Origin of the sequence: Empedobacter sp. UBA7248 (genome assembly GCF_002472945.1) — a bacterium.
GTDB lineage: Bacteria > Bacteroidota > Bacteroidia > Flavobacteriales > Weeksellaceae > Empedobacter > Empedobacter falsenii_C.
In genome coordinates this window covers 18,390-37,689 of sequence record NZ_DKSU01000001.1, presented here as the reverse complement: position 1 = coordinate 37,689, position 19,300 = coordinate 18,390, and the positions used below count along the sequence as shown (strand labels likewise).

Sequence of the window (19,300 nt, the reverse complement as noted above, 5' to 3'; positions counted from 1 at the left end):
TTATTTTCTTGAGGCTTTTTTTGTGGTTATACTTTTTTGTAAAATGTATTAAGTAAAATGTAAGTTCTACGTCTAACGAATCAAAATTATGTTTTATAATACAAGAACTAACTCAGAACTTACTACTCAGAACTCGAAAACACTCCTAGTTTGTTTAGATCTTTATTCTGTAAGCCTTAAATCTTACGTCTTATAACTAGGGATAGTAGTAAAAATCCTTTTGTAGGAATTGGATTTTCTGTAATAACTTCTAATTTTCTTCTACAAAAGATTGGAACGGATAGCCCGACCGAGCGATTTACATTACTTGTTATTGAATTATTAAGAAGAAATTGATGAATTGTATAAATGAAAGGAAAAGAGCGAGGGAACGCCCAAATAATTCCATAAAAAAAGCCCAACCGAAGTTGAGCTTTTAAAATATAGATGAAAGGGTAATAATTTACTCTCCTAAATATGCAACCGTTTTGGCATCACCGTCTACAGTTACTTTAGTCAAGTTATATTTTGCTAAATTTTTCATTGATTTGTCCCATTTTTTACCGCTTAAAGCAGTTTTGGATTTTAATTCGTTCAAATCAATGTTTTCGTTAGCTTTTAAAATTTCAATAATTTGAGTTTCTTCTTCTGTCAATTCGTAAGCTGGTGCAGCTTTTTCTGGACGCATTTGAGGGAAGAATAAAACTTCTTGAATAGATGGATTATTTGTTAAGAACATAATTAAACGGTCCATTCCGATTCCTAAACCTGATGTTGGAGGCATTCCGTACTCTAAAGCACGTAAGAAATCTTGGTCGATAAACATTGCTTCGTCGTCACCTCTATCAGCTAAAGCCATTTGTGCTTCAAAACGCTCACGTTGATCGATCGGGTCATTTAACTCAGAATATGCGTTAGCGATTTCTTTTCCACAAACCATTAATTCGAAACGCTCAGTTAATTCTGGATTATCACGGTGTTTTTTAGTCAATGGTGACATTTCTTTTGGATAATCTGTAATGAAAGTTGGTTGAATGTAGTTTCCTTCACATTTTTCACCAAAAATTTCATCGATCAATTTTCCTTTACCCATCGTCTCATCAACCTCGATTCCCATTCCTTTAGCAGCTTCAAATAATTCTGCTTCAGATTTTCCATCGATATCAAATCCTGTAAAATCAATAATTGATTGACGCATTGTTACACGTTTGTAAGGCGCTTTGAAATCAATTTTATGTTCTCCAAAAGTTGCTTCAGAAGTTCCATTAACAGCGATTGCACAATGTTCTAATAATCGCTCTGTGAAATCCATCATCCAGTTGTAATCTTTGTAAGCAACGTAAATTTCCATTGCTGTAAATTCAGGATTATGCGTACGGTCCATTCCTTCGTTACGGAAGTTTTTAGAAAATTCGTACACACCATCAAAACCGCCAACGATTAATCTCTTTAAATATAATTCGTTCGCGATTCTTAAATATAATGGAATATCTAATGCATTATGATGCGTAATAAACGGACGAGCTGCTGCACCTCCAGGAATCGATTGTAAAACAGGAGTTTCTACTTCCATGTATCCACGATCGTTGAAGAAATTACGCATTGCGTTGAATAAACGTGTACGTTTTAAGAAAATTTCTTTCACGTGAGGGTTTACAACCATGTCTACGTAACGCATACGGTAACGCAATTCTGGATCTGTAAAAGCATCAAATACATGACCTTCGTCGTCAGTTTTTACAATAGGTAATGGACGTAAAGTTTTTGATAACAGCGTTAATTTTGTTACGTGAACAGAAATTTCACCAACTTTAGTTTTGAATTCATATCCTTCAATTCCAATAAAATCTCCGATATCCATCAATTTCTTGAAAATTGTATTGTACTCAATTCCTTCTTCAGACGAAGAAATATCATCTCTTGAGATATAAACCTGTACACGACCTTCGCTATCTTGTAACTCAGCGAAAGAAGCTTTTCCCATTACACGAACACTCATCAATCGTCCGGCAAGCTTGACAACCTTTCCTTCTTCGTACTTTTCCTTAATTTCTTTAGAATTAGAAGTTACCACGAATTCTTCGGCAGGGTAAGGCTCAACGCCTAAGTCTCTTAATTGTTGTAGTTTTTCTCTACGAATAATTTCTTGTTCAGACAATTGCATAGTGAATATAATTTATATAAAATGAAAGCAAAATTATGAAAAATAATCTTGATTCACGAAGTTTTTATGATTTAATAATGTAAGAATTATCAGTATTGATGCGAGTTTTAGTCTACTAACTCAAAACGACGCTCTAACGTGTAATCAGTATCTTGAAATTTCACTTTTTTGGTTTCGATACTATATGAAATCCAACCATTATCTTTGATACGCGAAGTCGTTTTAACGTAATATTTTATGTCGTCTTTTAATCTTTTTTCAGATGGTTGTTCAGAACCTAATTTCGTTGCCAAATCTTTCAAATAGCTGTACCAAGAATTGGCCAACCAATCTTTATCGGCTTCCTGAAAACTTGACATAATGTAATTGGTTTGCGAAACTCCAATCTCATTCAATTTCAATTCTGTTGTCGCTGGAGTAGGAGAAGTGCTGAACAAATTGTCCATGTACGACTTATAAACAAAAGGCTCACTTTTTAAAGTAAAATTACTTTTTCCATAAAAATGATGAAATTGACGAATGTCTTTGTCAAATAATTTAACAATATTTTCTTCTGTAGAATATTGTTGAAGATTCTTTTTGATTAACGCAATCGCAGTAGGATTATCCAAATATTTATTCTCTAAATCTTCTGATGATAAAACCAATTGTTTAATCGTTTTATCTAAATCTGTATAACCTAGAAATCGTCCGTCTTGGTCTATTTTAAAGGAAATCGAAACATTATTAACTAACGAAAAAGGATTATTTAAAAATGATTTTGAATTGAATTGTACATTTCTAAAATTCCACTTTACAATGGTTTCATTTTGATAGACATTTTCAACCTGAATAATAACGTTATAAGTATATTGTTCTTGATGCGAAATCGTATCATCTTCCAATTTCACCTCACTTGTTGTTACATTATATCGTTTCTCGTTTCCAATATTCCAATATGTTTTCGGGAAAATAATCGTTTCTTGTGGTGCATTAAAAATAGTATCATTTTTAACAACCGGTGAAATTGTATCTTGAATAGGATCTTGAGCGAATATTTTTATCGAAAAAAATAGAAAAAACAGATAATATGTAAAGTTAATTTTCATTTATAAGCAATCAAACTAATTCAAAAATAGAGCAAATTATCTAAAATGAAGTTTGAAATTCGTTAAAAAATAAAACTTAATCATTTAAAAGTTTTATACTTAATTGATTAACTGTTTTCTTAGAACCGATGTTTAAGCTAAATAAATATTCAGATTTGATTAAAATTGAATTCAAATCGTATGTATTTTCATATTTTACTTTTAATTCAACTGTTTCTGAATATTTTTTGATTTCTTTTTTTACCTGTTCTTGCGACAAATTCAGTTTAGCATCATTCAGCATATAATACGCCATTTCTTCCCATAATTTTTCAAAATCATCTTTGCTCAAATTTTGGTCAGAAGCAATTGTATACGTACCTTTTTCTTTGTTGATGTCTTTTAGATAAGTATTTGTTGTAGAAGAAATTGGAAAACCAAAAATATTTTCCTGTACCGATTTTCCTTCATACGTTTCACCTAAACGAAAATATTGTCCATTAAAATAATTGAAAACATGAATTTCTTGCTCAAAAACATACGGAACATACGTTTTTGACTTGACCATTTCCTCGATGTACGCAATATTTGACTTATAATCATCAGATTTTTTGCGCTGTTTGCCAAGTTTATCTGTTATTTTAAGCAATTTTTCTTCAATCTGAGCAACATTTAATAATTCTAAAAATTCTCCAGAAGGATTTGTAGTGAATTCGTATTCTATTCCTTCAGAATTATTGATAAAATCGCGGTAAAATTCATCAGGATCATTGGATTGATTTTTACCATTTACAAATGTATACTTATTGGCAAAATCATTCTTGTCAACCAATTCCATCGATTTATTTGATTGGTTGATGACTTTAGAAACCGTGTCATTTACAGAAATCGAAAAGTTACGATCTGTAAATGAGTAGTTATATACTTTATTTAATTCTAAATTTGGTTTTACCTGTACAGATTTTTCTTCAAAATTCACCTGCGCAAAAATGGCAGGAGAGTATAGTAAAATCAAGGTAAATAGGCTTGTTTTCATTCTCTCTAAAAGTTGTACAAATATAGAATGATTATTGAATATCCAAGTTATTTATTGAACGAATCATTGTATCAATTGGCTTAGTTTCTGAAATTTCTTTTTCCATCAAAGTTCCACCGATTTCTTTCAGCTTTTTAACCTGCGGAATAAAACGATTTTCTAGCGAACCTATAGCTTTATTGTAACTTTGGGTTGCTTGGTTTAGATTATGACCAACAGTTGCCAAATGTTGTATCAAAACATTCACACGATTGTATAATTCTATCCCTGCATCTCGCATTTGATATATATTTTCCGCAACATTTAATTGTTGCCAGCTAAACGCAATTGTGCGAAGCATTGTAATCAAAGTAGTTGGTGTTGCAATAATTATTCTATTGTTTAATGCATCTTCTATCAAAGTTCGCTCCAATTCTAACGCAGCACCAAAAGAACTTTCAATTTGTAAATACATCACCACATAATCGGGCGCTTCTGTGTATTGATTCCAATAAGCCTTAGAACTCAAATTCTTTAAATGTTCGCGGACAGCTTTCGCGTGCATTTGCAAATGATGTTTTCTCAAATTCTCATCTTCCGTCTCAAATGCAAGCATATATTGGTTTAACGGAACTTTAGAATCGACAATAACTTTTCTATTTCCAGGAAGATTAACGATTAAATCTGGGCGAAGCAAACCATTTTCGGACTGAACAGAAGTCTGTTCTTCAAAATCACAAAAAGATGACATTCCTGCAAATTCAACCACGCGACGCAAACCAATTTCTCCATATTTTCCTCTTGTGTGCGAAGTTTTAAGTGCAGAAACCAATGTATTGGTTTCTTTTTGCAATTTATCGGTTGTGCCACGCATCGAATCTAAGAAAACTTTAATTTCTGAATAAGCGCCTTCTCGAGCTTTTTCGATTTCGGATATTTTTCCGTCAAATTTATTTAAGCTTTCATTTAATGGTTTGATTAACGAATCAATTGCTTGTTGACGTTTTTCTAAATCATTTTGAGAATTAGAAAAATGTTTATCTAATGTTGTTTTTGCTAAATCAAGAAATTGTTCGTTATTACTTTTCAAAACTTGAGCAGAAAGTGCTTCAAATTGCTCTTTTAATCGTTCATTAGTTTCGAGCATAAACGATTTTTGCTCTTCTACAGCTTTCATTGCTTCTTGATGACGAACCGTTAATTCTGTATTTTTTTCGCGCTCTTTTTGCCATTGATCCAAATTGAAATTTGCATCATCTTTTATTTCGATAAACTCATTTTTTAGTGAATCATATTGTTTTTGAAGTTCTTGATATTTAATTTCATTTCCAATGATTGTAGAATTTGCTTTCGATTTTGAATATAAAAAACTGATAATGGCTCCAATGATAAAAAAAAGGATGGATGAAAGTATGATTGCGCTGTTCATAATCTTAAAATTTAAACAAAGGAACGATTTTATACGACACAATACGTCGTTATTAAAAATAAAATCATAAAAAAACGACTCCTAAGAATCGTTTTTTGAAATATTGTTTTAATTAAAAATTATTAACTGTTTGTGCTTGATAGGTTGTATTGTCAGCAGTGAAAATTTTGTACTGAACTGAATAACCTTTTGGTGTGTAAATAACAATTGGTAAATTGCTGTTATAATCTAATAATAATGGTTGAGAGGTAACAAATTTATATTCTGATTTTGCATTTTGACAATACATATTTGTTGCTGCCACATTTCCATTTGTTGTGAAATTATAATAATCTAAATAACTTTTTACAGTTTTTTTCTCCAAAGATCCATTCAAATTATATTGATTACAACCATCAGTTTCCATATATTTTCCAACATATATTTCGACTTTTTTATTTTGAGAATCATTTCCAACAATCGAAGGTAAATTGATAATATGTTGTTCGCTTGTTTTTGTTGCTTTAGGATATTGGTCGATATCTTGGTAGACAGAATTCTGAGCAAAAGCAATAGTTCCTAATGCAAAAACTGCAGATAAAGTAATAATTTTTTTCATCTTAAATTAATTGTTTTTATCTCATTAGACAATTTTTGTGCCTTTTTATAAGATGGAATAGATAAATTAATGTTAAGAAAAAAGACAGCTTTTTCGGGCTGTCTTTGTATGATTATAGATGAATAGAATCTTGGGATTCTGTCCTTAAATTATCTTTTGTTTCGAAGATAGAATTTTTGATTACTTGAGAACTTTCATTCAAAATTGGTAAAATCTGGCTTTCATCTTTTGTTTCTTTAAATCCTAATTCTAAAATTGGATCGATATAATACAAAATACTTGATGTTAAAAGTAAAGAGATTATTAATCCTAAAGCCGCTCCACCAAAACGATTAATGATTCCTAAACCAACCGCTTCTACTGTTTTTTGTGTTAAACTTGACGCTAATTTTATTGTAAAAAAAGCAATTGCAAATGTAATAACTAGCGCAACCAAAGAAGTTAAACTATCTGCAACAATATTGTATGAATCGACATAAACTTCGATGATTTGATAAAATTTGAAACTTAACCAAATTGCTACAAAAAAACCGACTAAACCAATTAATTGAGAAATAAAACCTTTGAAGAATCCGTTGATAAAACCAAAAGCTAACGCAATTAAAATTAGAATATCAAGTTGATTGAAATCAGTCATTAAGCGTTTTGTAATTGATGTTTTTCAGCGATTTTTTTCAATGTTCCAACTAAGATATCAATATCTTCTTTTGTTGTTTCGTATGAAAAAGATACGCGTAAAGGCGTCATTTGATCAATTTCTTCTTCTGTGTACAATGTTTGCATAACTAATGAAACTTTTGCTGCACCAGAACTGCAAGCACTTCCTTGTGAAACAGCGATACCAGCTAATTCTAATTCGAATCCGATTAATGCATCATGAAATGGTAATTTGATGCTTAATAATGCATACAAACTTTTATCTAAATCATCTGATAATCCATTGAAAGAAACGCCTGGAATAGCTGCTTTTAATTGATCGATTGTATATTGTTTAATTTCTTTGATGTGATTTACATGAGCTTCTAACTCATCAATCGCTAAATCAAAAGCTTTCGAAAGTCCAACAATTCCGTATACATTTTCAGTACCAGAACGCATTCCTCTTTCTTGTCCTCCACCAGCAATCAAAGCTTTAAGATGAGAAGCTTTTTTTGCATATAAAAAACCAGCACCTTTTGGTCCATGAATTTTGTGCGCTGAGCAAGAAGCGAAATCCATTCCCAAATCTTGGAAATCTAAATCGTAATGACCAACTGTTTGCACCGTATCTGTGTGGAACAATGTATTATTTTCTTGACACAATTTCGAAATACGTTTAACATCTGTTAAATTTCCAATTTCGTTGTTGGCATGCATCAAAGAAACCAATGTTTTTTTAGATTGATCTTTAACCAATTCTTCTAATTGAGTATAATCAATGTCTCCATTTTTCTGAATATTGATACGGATTACTTCAACTTTTCCACGATATTCTAAATCTTTGATACTTTCTTGTACACATTTGTGCTCCATATCCGAAGTAATGATACGCGTAACATCTAAATCGTTTACACAAGAACGTATAATCGTATTGTTAGATTCTGTTCCGCAAGAAGTAAAATAAATTTCGGCAGGAGAAACATTCAAACGCTGCGCAATGTTCTTTCGAGCCATTTCTATAAGTGCCTTGGCTTCTCTACCAAAAACGTGGGTAGAAGATGGGTTTCCGAAAACATTTTTCATCACAATTGCCATTTCGTCAACTACTTCTGGACGAATTGCTGTGGTTGCTGCATTGTCTAAATATACTCTTTGCATTATCGATTATTTACTGTATTGTTGTTTACTTTGAGGTTTTGAACAACAAATTTAAGTAAAATGTAAGGATTGAAAAAGTAAAATGCTATTTAAAACGCATCAAGTCCGAAGATAAAAATCTCCATTCGGGTGTAAGAAGTGTGCCTTCTTTTGCAATATACCATGGTGAGATTAAATCGTTGCTTGGATTAGAAAGAATATGAATGTCTTGACTTGGATAATAACTTTGTGCTAAAATGAATATTTTATTCCCATTTTTATCATTTGCTAAATCAATTAACATTACAGCATGACTTTTTATATTTCCTTTTTGAAAAAATACATCACCAATTTGAATTTCTTTAATAGAGACAGGTTTTAATAATTCAGCAATTGTATTCGAATTTGTATTTTCTAAATAATAAATCAAATATTGCATGTATTTTGTATAAGAATAATCTCCTTTTACATAATCAGTGTAAGGAATTGGTTTTGTAGAAATTTTAGATAATTTATCTATTTCATTGTATTTTTTCGTACGAAAGAAATATTCTAAACGCAAACTCATCATCGCATTTGCATTAAACTGCACATTTTTTTTTGGTTGTTCCAAATCTAAAACTCCTACATATATATTTGGATTAGATTTTTTTTGACCATCAAAAGAATAAACAGCTGTATTATTGTTTTTGAGCGGAAGATTATTTATCCACTTACCAAAATCTGTATAATTTTGATTCCTTTCATAATTTGGAGGTGTATCAAATTTTTTAAAAATTTTTAATTCACGAGAATGAATGAGACTATATTCCTCATTTTCTATCAATTCATTATTAGTAGAAGATTTTAGAATATGAGTATTACAGGAAGATAAAAGAGTAAATAATATTAAAAATGTAAAACTTAAAAATTTCATTAAAACTAAAAAAAAACGTGCTATTCTTTTGTTAAGAGTTGAATTTGATCTCTTAATTCGGCTGCTTTTATAAAATCTAAATTTTTTGCAGCTTTTTCCATTTCTTTCTGCAATTTCTGTACCAATTTCTCTTTATCTTCTGTCGAATAATTTTCATTAATCTCCGCAGCTTGTTGTATCAAATGTTTTTGTTCGTAAGGATTTTCTTCAAAATCTGCTGCAGCTAAACTTAGTTTTGTTATTTTTTTATTTAAAGCTTGCGGAACTTTATTGTGATCTTTGTTGTATTGCATCTGGATTTCACGACGACGATTCGTCTCGTCAATTGTTAATTGCATACTATCCGTAATTCTATCAGCATACATAATCGCTAAACCATTCACATTACGAGCAGCACGACCAACCGTTTGCGTTAAGGAACGATGACTTCTTAAGAAACCTTCTTTATCAGCATCCAAAATTGCAACCAGAGAAACTTCGGGTAAATCTAGACCTTCTCTTAGAAGATTAACACCAACCAAAACATCAAATAATCCCGCACGTAAATCGGCCATAATCTGAACACGTTCTAACGTATCCACATCGGAATGAATATAGCGACAACGAACGCCATATTTTGTAAGATATTTCGTTAATTCTTCCGCCATTCGTTTCGTTAAAGTTGTGACCAAAACACGTTCGTCTAATTCAACTCGTTTATTGATTTCTTCCATCAAATCATCGACTTGATTTTGTGTTGGACGAATTTCAATAATTGGATCTAATAACCCAGTTGGACGAATGACTTGCTCAACAACAATTCCTTCCGATTTTTCTAATTCGTAATTTGCAGGCGTTGCCGAAACATAAATCACTTGATTTTGTAAAGCTTCAAATTCTTCGAATTTTAACGGACGATTGTCCATTGCAGCAGGAAGTCTAAAACCATATTCTACTAAATTCTCCTTGCGAGAGCGATCTCCACCATACATTGCATGAACTTGAGAAACTGTAACGTGCGACTCATCAATCACCATCAAATAATCTTCTGGGAAATAATCTAACAAACAGAATGGACGAGTTCCTGGTTCGCGACCATCTAAATATCTCGAATAATTCTCGATTCCAGAACAATATCCCAATTCTTTGATCATTTCCAAATCGAATTCAGTACGTTCTTGCAAACGTTTTGCTTCGAGATGTTTTCCTATTTCATGATAATATTCAACTTGCTTACCTAAATCAATCTGAATATCAGCAATTGCACCATTCAAAGTGTCTTTAGAAGTCACAAAAAGATTGGCTGGATAAATATTAATTTTATCTAATTTAGTTGAAGTTTTACCTGTTTCAACATTAAAAACAGAGATTTCTTCGATTTCATCACCAAAGAAATTAATTCTGATTCCGTCATCCGCATAAGCAGGAAAAATATCTAATGTATCACCTTTAATTCTAAAATTTCCGCGTTGGAAAACACCTTCTGTTCTCGAATATAAAGCTTGAACCAATTTATGTAAAAAAGCTGTTCTCGAAATAATTTGCCCCGTTTCTATCTGAATCACATTTTTATGAAATTCTGTTGGATTTCCAATACCATATAAACACGAAACCGAAGCGACAACCAATATATCGCGACGACCAGAAAGTAGGGAAGAAGTTGTACTTAAACGAAGCTTTTCTATCTCTTCATTAATTGATAAATCTTTTTCAATATAGGTTCCTGATGAAGGAATGTAAGCTTCTGGCTGATAATAATCGTAGTACGAAACGAAATATTCGACAGCATTATTTGGAAAAAATTCTTTGAATTCCATGTACAATTGCGCCGCCAATGTTTTGTTATGCGCTAAAACCAAAGTTGGACGTTGCACATCTTGCACAACATTCGCGATTGTAAATGTTTTACCAGAACCTGTAACACCCAAAAGTGTTTGATAACGATCATTATTTAGAATACCATTCGATAATTCTTCAATAGCTTTTGGCTGATCACCGGTTGGCTTGAATTCAGAATTTAATTGAAACTGCATTTTACAAATTTACAAATTATTCAGATAAAAAAGGATTGTTATGAATTGTGATTTTAAAAGAAGTTGATAAAAAATAAAAAGGCGACTTTAAGTCACCTTTTCATCAAAACCACAAAAAAATGAGAAAACTGTTTACTTAGTAAACAAACTTCCTTCCATTATTACAAGCTATTGCCCGCTATAACCATTGCAAATATATGTCGGTTTTCTGTGCGTGCACAATAATTTGTAATACTTTGTTTTATTGGTGTCGATAAAAGTTATTTATAATAGTGTTAAAATGTCTGATTACAACGTTTTCGTGAATTTGAATAAAACTTATAGTGTCAAGTTTACACTAGCGAATTTTCGCTAAATTCCATAATTTATCTAATTCGGAAATGGTTAAATCGGCTATGTTTTGACCATTTTCTTTCGCGATTTCTTCTAATTTCTGAAAACGCGTGATAAATTTTTTGTTTGATCTTTCTAAAGCATCTTCAGAATTGATGCCATTAAATCGTCCATAATTAATCAAAGAAAACAAAATATCACCAAATTCCATCTCTTTATCTGTTGGATTTTGTTCTTCTTTGAATTCATTAATTTCTTCGATAATTTTTTCAAAAACTTGATCAGAATTTTCAAATTCAAATCCAACACCTTTTACTTTGTCTTGAATTCGATACGCTTTTACCATTGCTGGGAGAGAAGTAGGAACGCCAGAAAGTACAGATTTGTTACCTTCTTTTAGCTTGATTTGTTCCCAATTTTGAAGCACTTTTTCTTCTGTATTTGCTTCTACATCGCCGTAAATGTGAGGATGACGATGAATTAATTTGTCACAAATACCATTTAAAACATCAGCAACATCGAAGTTGTTTTGTTCTGATGCGATTTTAGAATAAAAAACTAGGTGAAGAAAAACATCACCTAGTTCTTTTTTTATTTCATCCGAATCTTTTTCGATGATAGCATCCGAAAGTTCATAAATTTCTTCGATAGACAACGTACGCAAAGTTTCCATTGTTTGTTTACGATCCCACGGACATTTTTCACGTAATTCATCCATTATATCCAACAATCTTTCGAAAGCTTGTAATTGATCTTTACGTGTATTCATCTCTAATTATTCAGCGTCTTTATCTTTTTTTGCTGTTGTTTTTTTAGCAGCAGTTTTTTTAGCTGGTTTTTCTTCAGCGTCTTTTTTGTCAGCTGCCTTTTTAGCAGGAGCTTTCTTTTTTGGTTTTTCTTCCACAGCAACCTCTTCTGTAGCTTCTACTTCAGCAACAGGAGCTTCTTGTGCTTGTTGAGCAGCCATTGCAGCTTCTACAGCAGCTAAGTCGATGTTTAATAATCCGTTTTTGTGTAAGATATTATACCATTGGAATAATTTTTTCAAATCAGAATCATAAACTCTTGAATCGTCATATTCTGGTAAAACTTCTTCCATATATTTACGCAAATCTGCACCAGAAGTTTTGTAATCGATCGTTTCTCCTCCGTTTTCTTTTTTGTAAATTCTGAAGAAAACTTCAGCCAAAGGAAATTCTTGTGATACTCCGTAGATCGCAACGTTGTCTAATAAACTAACATTGTAGTTAGAAGCGATTGAGATTTTTTTACCTTTTTCTAAATCTTCAACAACAAAACCACCTCTTGTTTGAGAAACTAAACGGTATAATCCTGGTTTTCCTGAAATTGCGATAACTCTTGATAAATCCATATTCTATTATGTTTAAGGGTCTATGAAGGGAATTTCATTTTGTAACTCGTGTTTACTTTCCCTTTTGTTATATTTTTTAATTTATTACTTATTAATTTCTTTTTAAAGCTCGAAATATAGTCAATAAAAAGCTTTCCTTCCAAATGATCGTATTCGTGTTGAATAACTCGAGCGCGAATATCCGAAAAAGTTTCGGTATGTTTCACCCAATTTTCATCAAAATATTCTAAAGTTACCGATTCTGGACGTGTTACATCTTCGTGAATGTGAGGAATACTCAAACATCCTTCTGTAAAAGCCCATTCATCACCTTCGGAACTACTGATTTTTTTTGGATTGATAAAAACACGTTTGAAATCTTTCAACTCATTCTGTATATCTTCATAATCTTCATCTTCCTCAAAAGGTGAGCAATCTACAATAAATAAACGTATATCTTTTCCGATCTGTGGCGCCGCGATACCAACTCCGTTAGAGTCGTACATTGTATCGAACATATTTTGGATCAGTTCTTGTAAATTTTTATAATCTTGATCGATTTCTTGTGAAACTTTACGTAAGACAGGATCTCCGTAAGCTACAACTGGTAATACCATTTTCTGATCTTTTTTTATTAATTTAACGGCAAAGATACAATTTGTTATAGTTTATGTGATAAAAATGATTGTAAAATTATTACAGCACTCACTTTATCTACCATTCCTTTTTCTTGACGTTTTTTCTTTTTCATTCCTCCAGCAAACATTGCTTGAGAAGCCATTTTTGATGTAAACATCTCATTTTCACGATGAATTTTGATCAACGGAAATTGTTCAGAAAATTTTTTCAAAAAAGGTTGAATTTGATTTTCAATCTCATTTAATTCTCCCGAAAAACGAACGGATAACCCAACTACAAGGTCAGAAACGTTTTCTTTCTCGATATATTGTTTCAAGAAATCCATCAATTTTGATGTATCAATTGTATCAACTGGCGAAGCTATAATTTGTAATTCATCGGTTACGGCAACGCCTGTTCTTTTTCCTCCGTAATCTAACGCTAATATTCGTGACATTTGGCAAATTTAAAAAAACGATTCAATAATAAATAATCTCTATGAAATCCCTTGATTATAATTTTTATATTTGTGGCTATTATTAATAAAGATGGAGAATTTAAAACAAATCATAGAAAAAGCTTGGGACAATAGAGAATTGTTACAAGAAGAGGCAACACAAGCTGCAATTCGTGAAGTAATTGAATTAATCGATAACGGACAATTACGTTGTGCAGAACCAGTAGGTGAAGATTGGCAAGTAAACGAATGGGTGAAAAAAGCAGTTGTAATGTATTTCCCAATTCAGAAAATGGAAACGTTAGAAGCTGGAATTTTCGAATACCATGATAAAATGGAATTGAAACGTAACTATGCTGAAAAAGGAATTCGTGTTGTTCCAAATGCTGTTGCTCGTTATGGTGCGTATATTTCTTCGGGAGTTATTTTAATGCCTTCTTATGTAAATATTGGTGCGTATGTGGACGAAGGAACAATGGTTGATACTTGGGCTACTGTAGGTTCTTGTGCTCAAATTGGGAAAAATGTTCACTTATCTGGTGGTGTAGGAATTGGTGGAGTTTTAGAACCATTGCAAGCTGCTCCAGTAATTATCGAAGATAATGCATTCATTGGATCTCGTTGTATCGTTGTAGAAGGAGTTCGTGTAGGAAAAGAAGCGGTTTTAGGAGCAAATGTTGTTTTAACAGCATCGACTAAAATTATTGATGTAACAGGTGAAGAACCAATTGAAATTAAAGGTTATGTACCTGCTCGTTCAGTAGTTATTCCAGGTTCTTACACGAAAAAATTTGCTGCAGGTGAATACCAAGTTCCTTGTGCATTAATCATCGGAACTCGTAAAGAATCTACAGATAAAAAAACTTCATTAAATGATGCATTGCGCGAGCATAATGTAGCGGTTTAATTAGAACTAAATTTTATTAAATATAATCCTCAGCAGTTTTGTTGAGGATTTTTTTATTTTCGAATCAAACATATTTTAGTAGTTTTGCTTTATAACTATGTTTTATGAAAATTTTGATTATCCAACACAAGATGATAGGCGATGTTTTAATCACATCATTGTTGTGCGAAAATATCAAAAAAGCTTATCCAAATGCTATTGTTGATTATTTAATCAATAGTAATACTTTGCCTGTTTTAGAGAATAATCCATACATCGATCATAAAATTGTTTTTGACGAAAAAGAAAACAAAGGCTTGATGAATTTGATTAAATTTTCGAAAAAAGTTAATCAAAATAAGTATGATGTTGTCATTGATGCTTACTCAAAATTACAAAGTTGGGTGGATGTTTTTATTAATAATGCACCGAAAAAAATATCATATAAAAAGATTGGAAGAACGTTTTTGTATACAGATAATGTAGAAAAACATGACGAACCAAATTCATATTTAGGTTTAGCAATCGAACATCGTTTGTCTTTATTGAAACCTTTAGGAATTGAAATTCCTTTGACAACAGAACCGAAATTGTATTTAACAGAAGAAGAAATAAACTTTGCGAAAGATTTATTTGAAAAACATCAAGTTGATTCTACTCGCAAAACGGTTATGATTAGTTTACTTGGTTCTGATCCTTCAAAAACTTATCCGTTGAATAAAATGGCAAAAATGGTTGATTTTATTGGTCAATATTATAATGTCAATATTTTATTTAATTATTTTCCGAAACAATTACCACAAGCAAAAGAAGTATATAATCAATTATGTGATGAAACCAAATCGAAAGTTTATTTTGAATTGTTGGGTAATGATTTGCGCGAGTTTATTGCAATTGCAAATGAATGTGATGTGATTGTTGGAAATGATGGAGGAGCAATTAATATGTCCAAAGCTTTAGGGAAAAAATCGTTTATTATTTTTTCTCCTTGGATTGATAAAAAAGTTTGGGCAACTTTCGAAGATGGAATTAATCACACAAGTGTTCATTTGAAAGATTATTTTCCTGAAAAACTTGGAGATTTAAACAATCGTCAAATAAAAAAACAAGTAAATGAATTTTATTCAATATTTGATTTCGAGTTGTTTAAAAATAAATTAGATAATTTCTTATCACCATTAATAAAATAAAAACAGAAATTTTGAGTTTCTATTTATAAAATTTGATTACTATAGAGAATGTCTACTAAAATTTCTGCTCTACTAATTACACTTAACGAAGAAAAAAACATCAAAAGATTTATTGATGAGGCTAGTTATGCAGATGAAATAATTATTGTAGATTCATTTAGTACAGATAAAACGGAAGAAATTGCACTTCAAAATCCAAAAGTTAAGTTCGTAAAACGTAAGTTTGATAATTTCACAAATCAACGAAATTATACACTTTCTTTAGCTGAAAATGATTGGGTAACTTTTTTTGATGCAGATGAGGAGCTTTCCTCTAAACTAAAAGAAGAGTTAATAAAGAAAGTAAATTCAAATTTACAAGAAGTAGCCTTTATGGCTTATCATTCATTTTATTTTAAGAATAAGAAAATAAAATTTTCTGGTCAGCAAAATGTGAGAGCTGTTCGTCTTTTTAGAAAATCTAAATGTAGATATAAAGATGGGTTGATGGTTCATGAATTATTAGAATGTGATGGTTTAGTAGATGATTTGGAACAAAAAGTGAAACACCATACTTTTGTTAATGATGTGTATTATTTAGACAAACTAAATAGCTATTCTCGTTTGCGAGCGCAAGAGCTTCGTCTTAAAAATTTGAAACCAACATTTTATCATTATACTATAAAGCCTGCCTATCGTTTTTTTAATTATTTCGTAATGAGACTTGGTTTTTTAGATGGAAAAGATGGTTATACAATCGCGAAACTACACGCAATTTCTGTTGCAAATCGTTATAAATATTTAGATGAAATTTATAGAAAAGAAAATCAAAACTTAGGTTAAATAAAGAAGTTTAAGATTTTATTATACATTTGTCATACATTAAAAATAATACAATGAAAGCATATGTTTTTCCAGGACAAGGTGCTCAATTCTCTGGAATGGGTAAAGACTTGTACGAAAATTCTGAAATCGCAAAAGAATTATTTGATAAAGCAAACGAAATCTTAGGATTTGATATAAAATCAATTATGTTTGAAGGTTCTGCAGAAGACCTAAAACAAACAAAAGTTACACAACCAGCAGTTTTTTTACATTCTGTTATTTTAGCGAAAACTTTACCAGATTTCAAACCAGAAATGGTTGCAGGACATTCTTTAGGAGAAATTTCTGCTTTAGTTGCAAATGAAACGTTAGATTTTGAATCTGGATTAAAATTAGTGTACAAACGTGCTTTAGCAATGCAAGCTGCTTGTGAAGCTAATCCATCAACAATGGCTGCAATTTTAGGATTAGAAGATAAAATTGTTGAAGATGCTTGTGCAGAAATTGACGGAGTTGTAGTTGCTGCAAATTACAATTGCCCAGGTCAATTAGTTATTTCTGGAGAGATTGAAGCGGTTAACGTAGCATGTGAAAAATTGAAAGAATTAGGCGCAAAACGTGCTTTAGTTTTACCTGTTGGTGGAGCTTTTCATTCACCTTTAATGAAACCTGCAGAAGAAGAATTAGCAAAAGCCATTGAAGAAACAACATTCAATACGCCAATTTGTCCAGTATATCAAAATGTAAGTACAACTGCCGTTACAGATCCTGCAGAAATCAAGAAAAACTTGATTGCGCAATTAACTGCTCCTGTAAAATGGACGCAATCTGTACAAAATATGATTGCTGATGGTGCGACTGAATTTATTGAGGTTGGACCAGGAAACACTTTACAAGGTTTAGTGAAAAAAATAAACAGAGAGGTTGCGACTTCTTCGGCACAAATCTAAAATAAATGAAAACATACCGTTCCAATGGAAAATTATTCCTTATCGGGGAATATATTGTAATTGATGGAGCGAAAGCATTTGCATTGCCCACGAAATATGGGCAATGTTTGTTTGTAGAAAATTCATCAGAAACTGAGAATTTAATCACTTGGAAAGCGACGAAATTTGATAATTCTATTTGGTTTGAAGCTGAAATTAGATTGAATGATTTAGAAATAATTTCTTCTACAAACGAGAAATTAAGTCAATCATTACAAAATATTTTAAAACAAGTTAAATCGTTAAATCCTGATTTTTTCAATTCTAATAATAGTTATCAATGTTTAACAAAATTAGAATATCCACAAGAATGGGGATTGGGTAGTAGCTCGACTTTGATTGATTTAATTAGTCAATGGATTGAAATAAATCCGTTTGAATTAAATAAATTGACCTTCAATACAAGTGGTTATGATATAGCTTGCGCACATCATCATCAACCGATTTTATTTTCTAATAATCCAATTGAAGTAGAAGATTTAGAATTGAATTGGAATTTTAAAGATCAACTTTATTTTGTTTATCTTAATCAAAAGCAAGATACGCAAGCCGTTGTTGGAAATCATTATAAGAACAAACCAAAAGATTGGAAAATGATTCAGGAACTTTCGGATTTAGTTGTAAAAGCAACTAAAGTTGAGAGTTTAACTCATTTAGAAGCTATTTTAGATGAATATCAAGCTCAATTAAGCAGTTTTATGCAAATTCCACAAGTTAAAGAATTGTATTTTCCTGATTATTTAGGAACTGTAAAAAGCCTCGGAGCTTGGGGCGGAGATTTTGTTTTAGTGACGTATAGAGAAGGAATGCAAGATTACTTTAAAGAAAAAGGATATGAGATAATTATTCCATTTTCTGAAATGATAAAGTAAAAAATGCACTTTTCATGAAAAGTGCATTTTTTATTATTTACCAATTAAAGCTTTTAATTTCTTTTTTCGAGCTTGTTTTGTTTGAAACTTTTGTTGGAATTCTTGTGTTTTATTCCACATTTCTTCAATCACTTCTTGTTCTGGTTTATTAATAAGTTTCGCATATTCTTTTCCCATAATTTCAATCATTTCTTTTTGAGGAGTTAGACGAGAAAAGTTTTTCATTCGAATATTAAAACTCATTGAATTGTGAAAATTCATACGGTTTAAATCAACCAAATAAAATTCGTATTGATTTTCTCCAACTTGCTTAATTAAAGTATTACCAGGAGAATGATCTAAAAATTCAATTCCAGCTTCATGCAAATCAAATGTGAATTTTGTAAACTGTTTCAAGATTTCGTTTCGATTTGAATAATTAATATCTAAAACTAATTCTCTAAAAGTTATTTCAGATGTAATTAATTCACAAAAATAATAACTTTTTAAAAATGAGATTGTACTAAAGTTTTCGACATATGCAATTGGAGTAGGTGTTTTAAACCCTAAACCAATTAATTTATTAGCATATAAGAATGATCGTTCTGCTTTCGATTTTCTAAAAAATCTATAAACAAATTTGTTAACAACATTAGGAATTTTGAATGATTTTATTGTTGCAATTTTATCCGATTCTAATGTCTTTTTTTTGATAGAATTTCGTGTCCCTTTTGCAATATAATCATCAATCAAATCAAAATTGTCAATAATTGATTTGATTTCATTTTTTGTAGTAGGAAATTGTTGGTTTACGACAATTTTTTGTGTCATTTTCTTGAATTCTTAATATTTAATATAGATTTTC

General features: G+C 31.1%; 19 protein-coding genes. 5 read left to right on the top strand and 14 right to left on the bottom strand.

Annotated elements, in window-relative coordinates; genetic code table 11:
• Positions 1-442: 442 nt before the first annotated feature.
• The 13 genes from lysS to ruvX form a co-directional block, all read right to left on the bottom strand.
• Positions 443-2,143, bottom strand: coding sequence for a lysine--tRNA ligase (gene lysS / locus B4A23_RS00170; protein ID WP_291115458.1), 1,701 nt, complete (start codon positions 2,141-2,143; stop codon positions 443-445).
• A 107-nt stretch (positions 2,144-2,250) separates the two neighbouring features.
• Positions 2,251-3,231: a hypothetical protein gene (locus tag B4A23_RS00165; RefSeq protein WP_286475559.1), complete on the bottom strand. Its 981-nt coding sequence runs from the start codon at positions 3,229-3,231 to the stop codon at positions 2,251-2,253.
• Positions 3,232-3,307: 76 nt separating this feature from the next.
• Positions 3,308-4,246 carry a hypothetical protein gene (locus tag B4A23_RS00160; protein ID WP_291115455.1) on the bottom strand — a complete coding sequence of 313 codons (939 nt, stop codon included), beginning with the start codon at positions 4,244-4,246 and terminating at the stop codon, positions 3,308-3,310.
• 31 nt (positions 4,247-4,277) lie between these two features.
• On the bottom strand, positions 4,278-5,654 hold the full coding sequence (rmuC, locus tag B4A23_RS00155) for a DNA recombination protein RmuC (RefSeq protein ID WP_291115451.1): 1,377 nt from the start codon (positions 5,652-5,654) through the stop codon (positions 4,278-4,280).
• A gap of 112 nt (positions 5,655-5,766) precedes the next feature.
• On the bottom strand, positions 5,767-6,252 hold the full coding sequence (locus tag B4A23_RS00150; protein ID WP_291115448.1) for an ecotin family protein: 486 nt from the start codon (positions 6,250-6,252) through the stop codon (positions 5,767-5,769).
• Between the two features lie 112 nt (positions 6,253-6,364).
• On the bottom strand, positions 6,365-6,889 hold the full coding sequence (locus B4A23_RS00145; protein WP_286500916.1) for a CvpA family protein: 525 nt from the start codon (positions 6,887-6,889) through the stop codon (positions 6,365-6,367).
• A complete protein-coding gene (locus B4A23_RS00140; protein WP_291115444.1) occupies positions 6,889-8,049 on the bottom strand; it encodes a cysteine desulfurase family protein in 1,161 nt (386 codons plus the stop codon). The genes B4A23_RS00145 and B4A23_RS00140 overlap by 1 nt, the downstream gene beginning before the upstream one ends.
• An 85-nt stretch (positions 8,050-8,134) precedes the next feature.
• Positions 8,135-8,854 (bottom strand): DUF4846 domain-containing protein, encoded by a 720-nt coding sequence (locus B4A23_RS00135; protein WP_291115441.1) that lies wholly within the window; start codon positions 8,852-8,854, stop codon positions 8,135-8,137.
• A 110-nt stretch (positions 8,855-8,964) separates the two neighbouring features.
• Positions 8,965-10,956: an excinuclease ABC subunit UvrB gene (gene uvrB / locus B4A23_RS00130; RefSeq protein ID WP_291115438.1), complete on the bottom strand. Its 1,992-nt coding sequence runs from the start codon at positions 10,954-10,956 to the stop codon at positions 8,965-8,967.
• A 337-nt stretch (positions 10,957-11,293) separates the two neighbouring features.
• Entirely contained in the window at positions 11,294-12,058 is a 765-nt protein-coding gene (mazG, locus tag B4A23_RS00125) for a nucleoside triphosphate pyrophosphohydrolase (protein ID WP_291115435.1), read from the bottom strand.
• 6 nt (positions 12,059-12,064) lie between these two features.
• Positions 12,065-12,661, bottom strand: a complete 597-nt coding sequence (locus B4A23_RS00120; protein WP_280050157.1) for a DUF5606 domain-containing protein — start codon at positions 12,659-12,661, stop codon at positions 12,065-12,067.
• Positions 12,662-12,681: 20 nt separating this feature from the next.
• Positions 12,682-13,257, bottom strand: a complete 576-nt coding sequence (def, locus tag B4A23_RS00115; RefSeq protein ID WP_038333508.1) for a peptide deformylase — start codon at positions 13,255-13,257, stop codon at positions 12,682-12,684.
• Positions 13,258-13,301: 44 nt separating this feature from the next.
• Positions 13,302-13,715, bottom strand: coding sequence for a Holliday junction resolvase RuvX (ruvX, locus tag B4A23_RS00110; RefSeq protein WP_038333513.1), 414 nt, complete (start codon positions 13,713-13,715; stop codon positions 13,302-13,304).
• Between the two features lie 91 nt (positions 13,716-13,806).
• On the opposite strand from ruvX, the gene B4A23_RS00105 reads away from it, so the two are divergent.
• From B4A23_RS00105 to B4A23_RS00085, 5 genes are all read left to right on the top strand, one after another.
• Positions 13,807-14,622 (top strand): 2,3,4,5-tetrahydropyridine-2,6-dicarboxylate N-succinyltransferase, encoded by an 816-nt coding sequence (locus tag B4A23_RS00105; RefSeq protein WP_291115430.1) that lies wholly within the window; start codon positions 13,807-13,809, stop codon positions 14,620-14,622.
• 104 nt (positions 14,623-14,726) lie between these two features.
• A complete protein-coding gene (locus tag B4A23_RS00100) occupies positions 14,727-15,791 on the top strand; it encodes a glycosyltransferase family 9 protein (RefSeq protein WP_291115427.1) in 1,065 nt (354 codons plus the stop codon).
• Between the two features lie 48 nt (positions 15,792-15,839).
• Positions 15,840-16,613 carry a glycosyltransferase family 2 protein gene (locus B4A23_RS00095; protein WP_291115424.1) on the top strand — a complete coding sequence of 258 codons (774 nt, stop codon included), beginning with the start codon at positions 15,840-15,842 and terminating at the stop codon, positions 16,611-16,613.
• 53 nt (positions 16,614-16,666) lie between these two features.
• Positions 16,667-17,545, top strand: a complete 879-nt coding sequence (gene fabD / locus B4A23_RS00090) for an ACP S-malonyltransferase (protein ID WP_280062458.1) — start codon at positions 16,667-16,669, stop codon at positions 17,543-17,545.
• A 5-nt stretch (positions 17,546-17,550) separates the two neighbouring features.
• A complete protein-coding gene (locus tag B4A23_RS00085; protein ID WP_291115421.1) occupies positions 17,551-18,456 on the top strand; it encodes a GYDIA family GHMP kinase in 906 nt (301 codons plus the stop codon).
• A 33-nt stretch (positions 18,457-18,489) separates the two neighbouring features.
• On the opposite strand, the gene B4A23_RS00080 is transcribed toward B4A23_RS00085, so the two are convergent.
• Positions 18,490-19,266, bottom strand: a complete 777-nt coding sequence (locus B4A23_RS00080) for a lipopolysaccharide kinase InaA family protein (protein WP_291115418.1) — start codon at positions 19,264-19,266, stop codon at positions 18,490-18,492.
• Positions 19,267-19,300 lie beyond the last annotated feature (34 nt).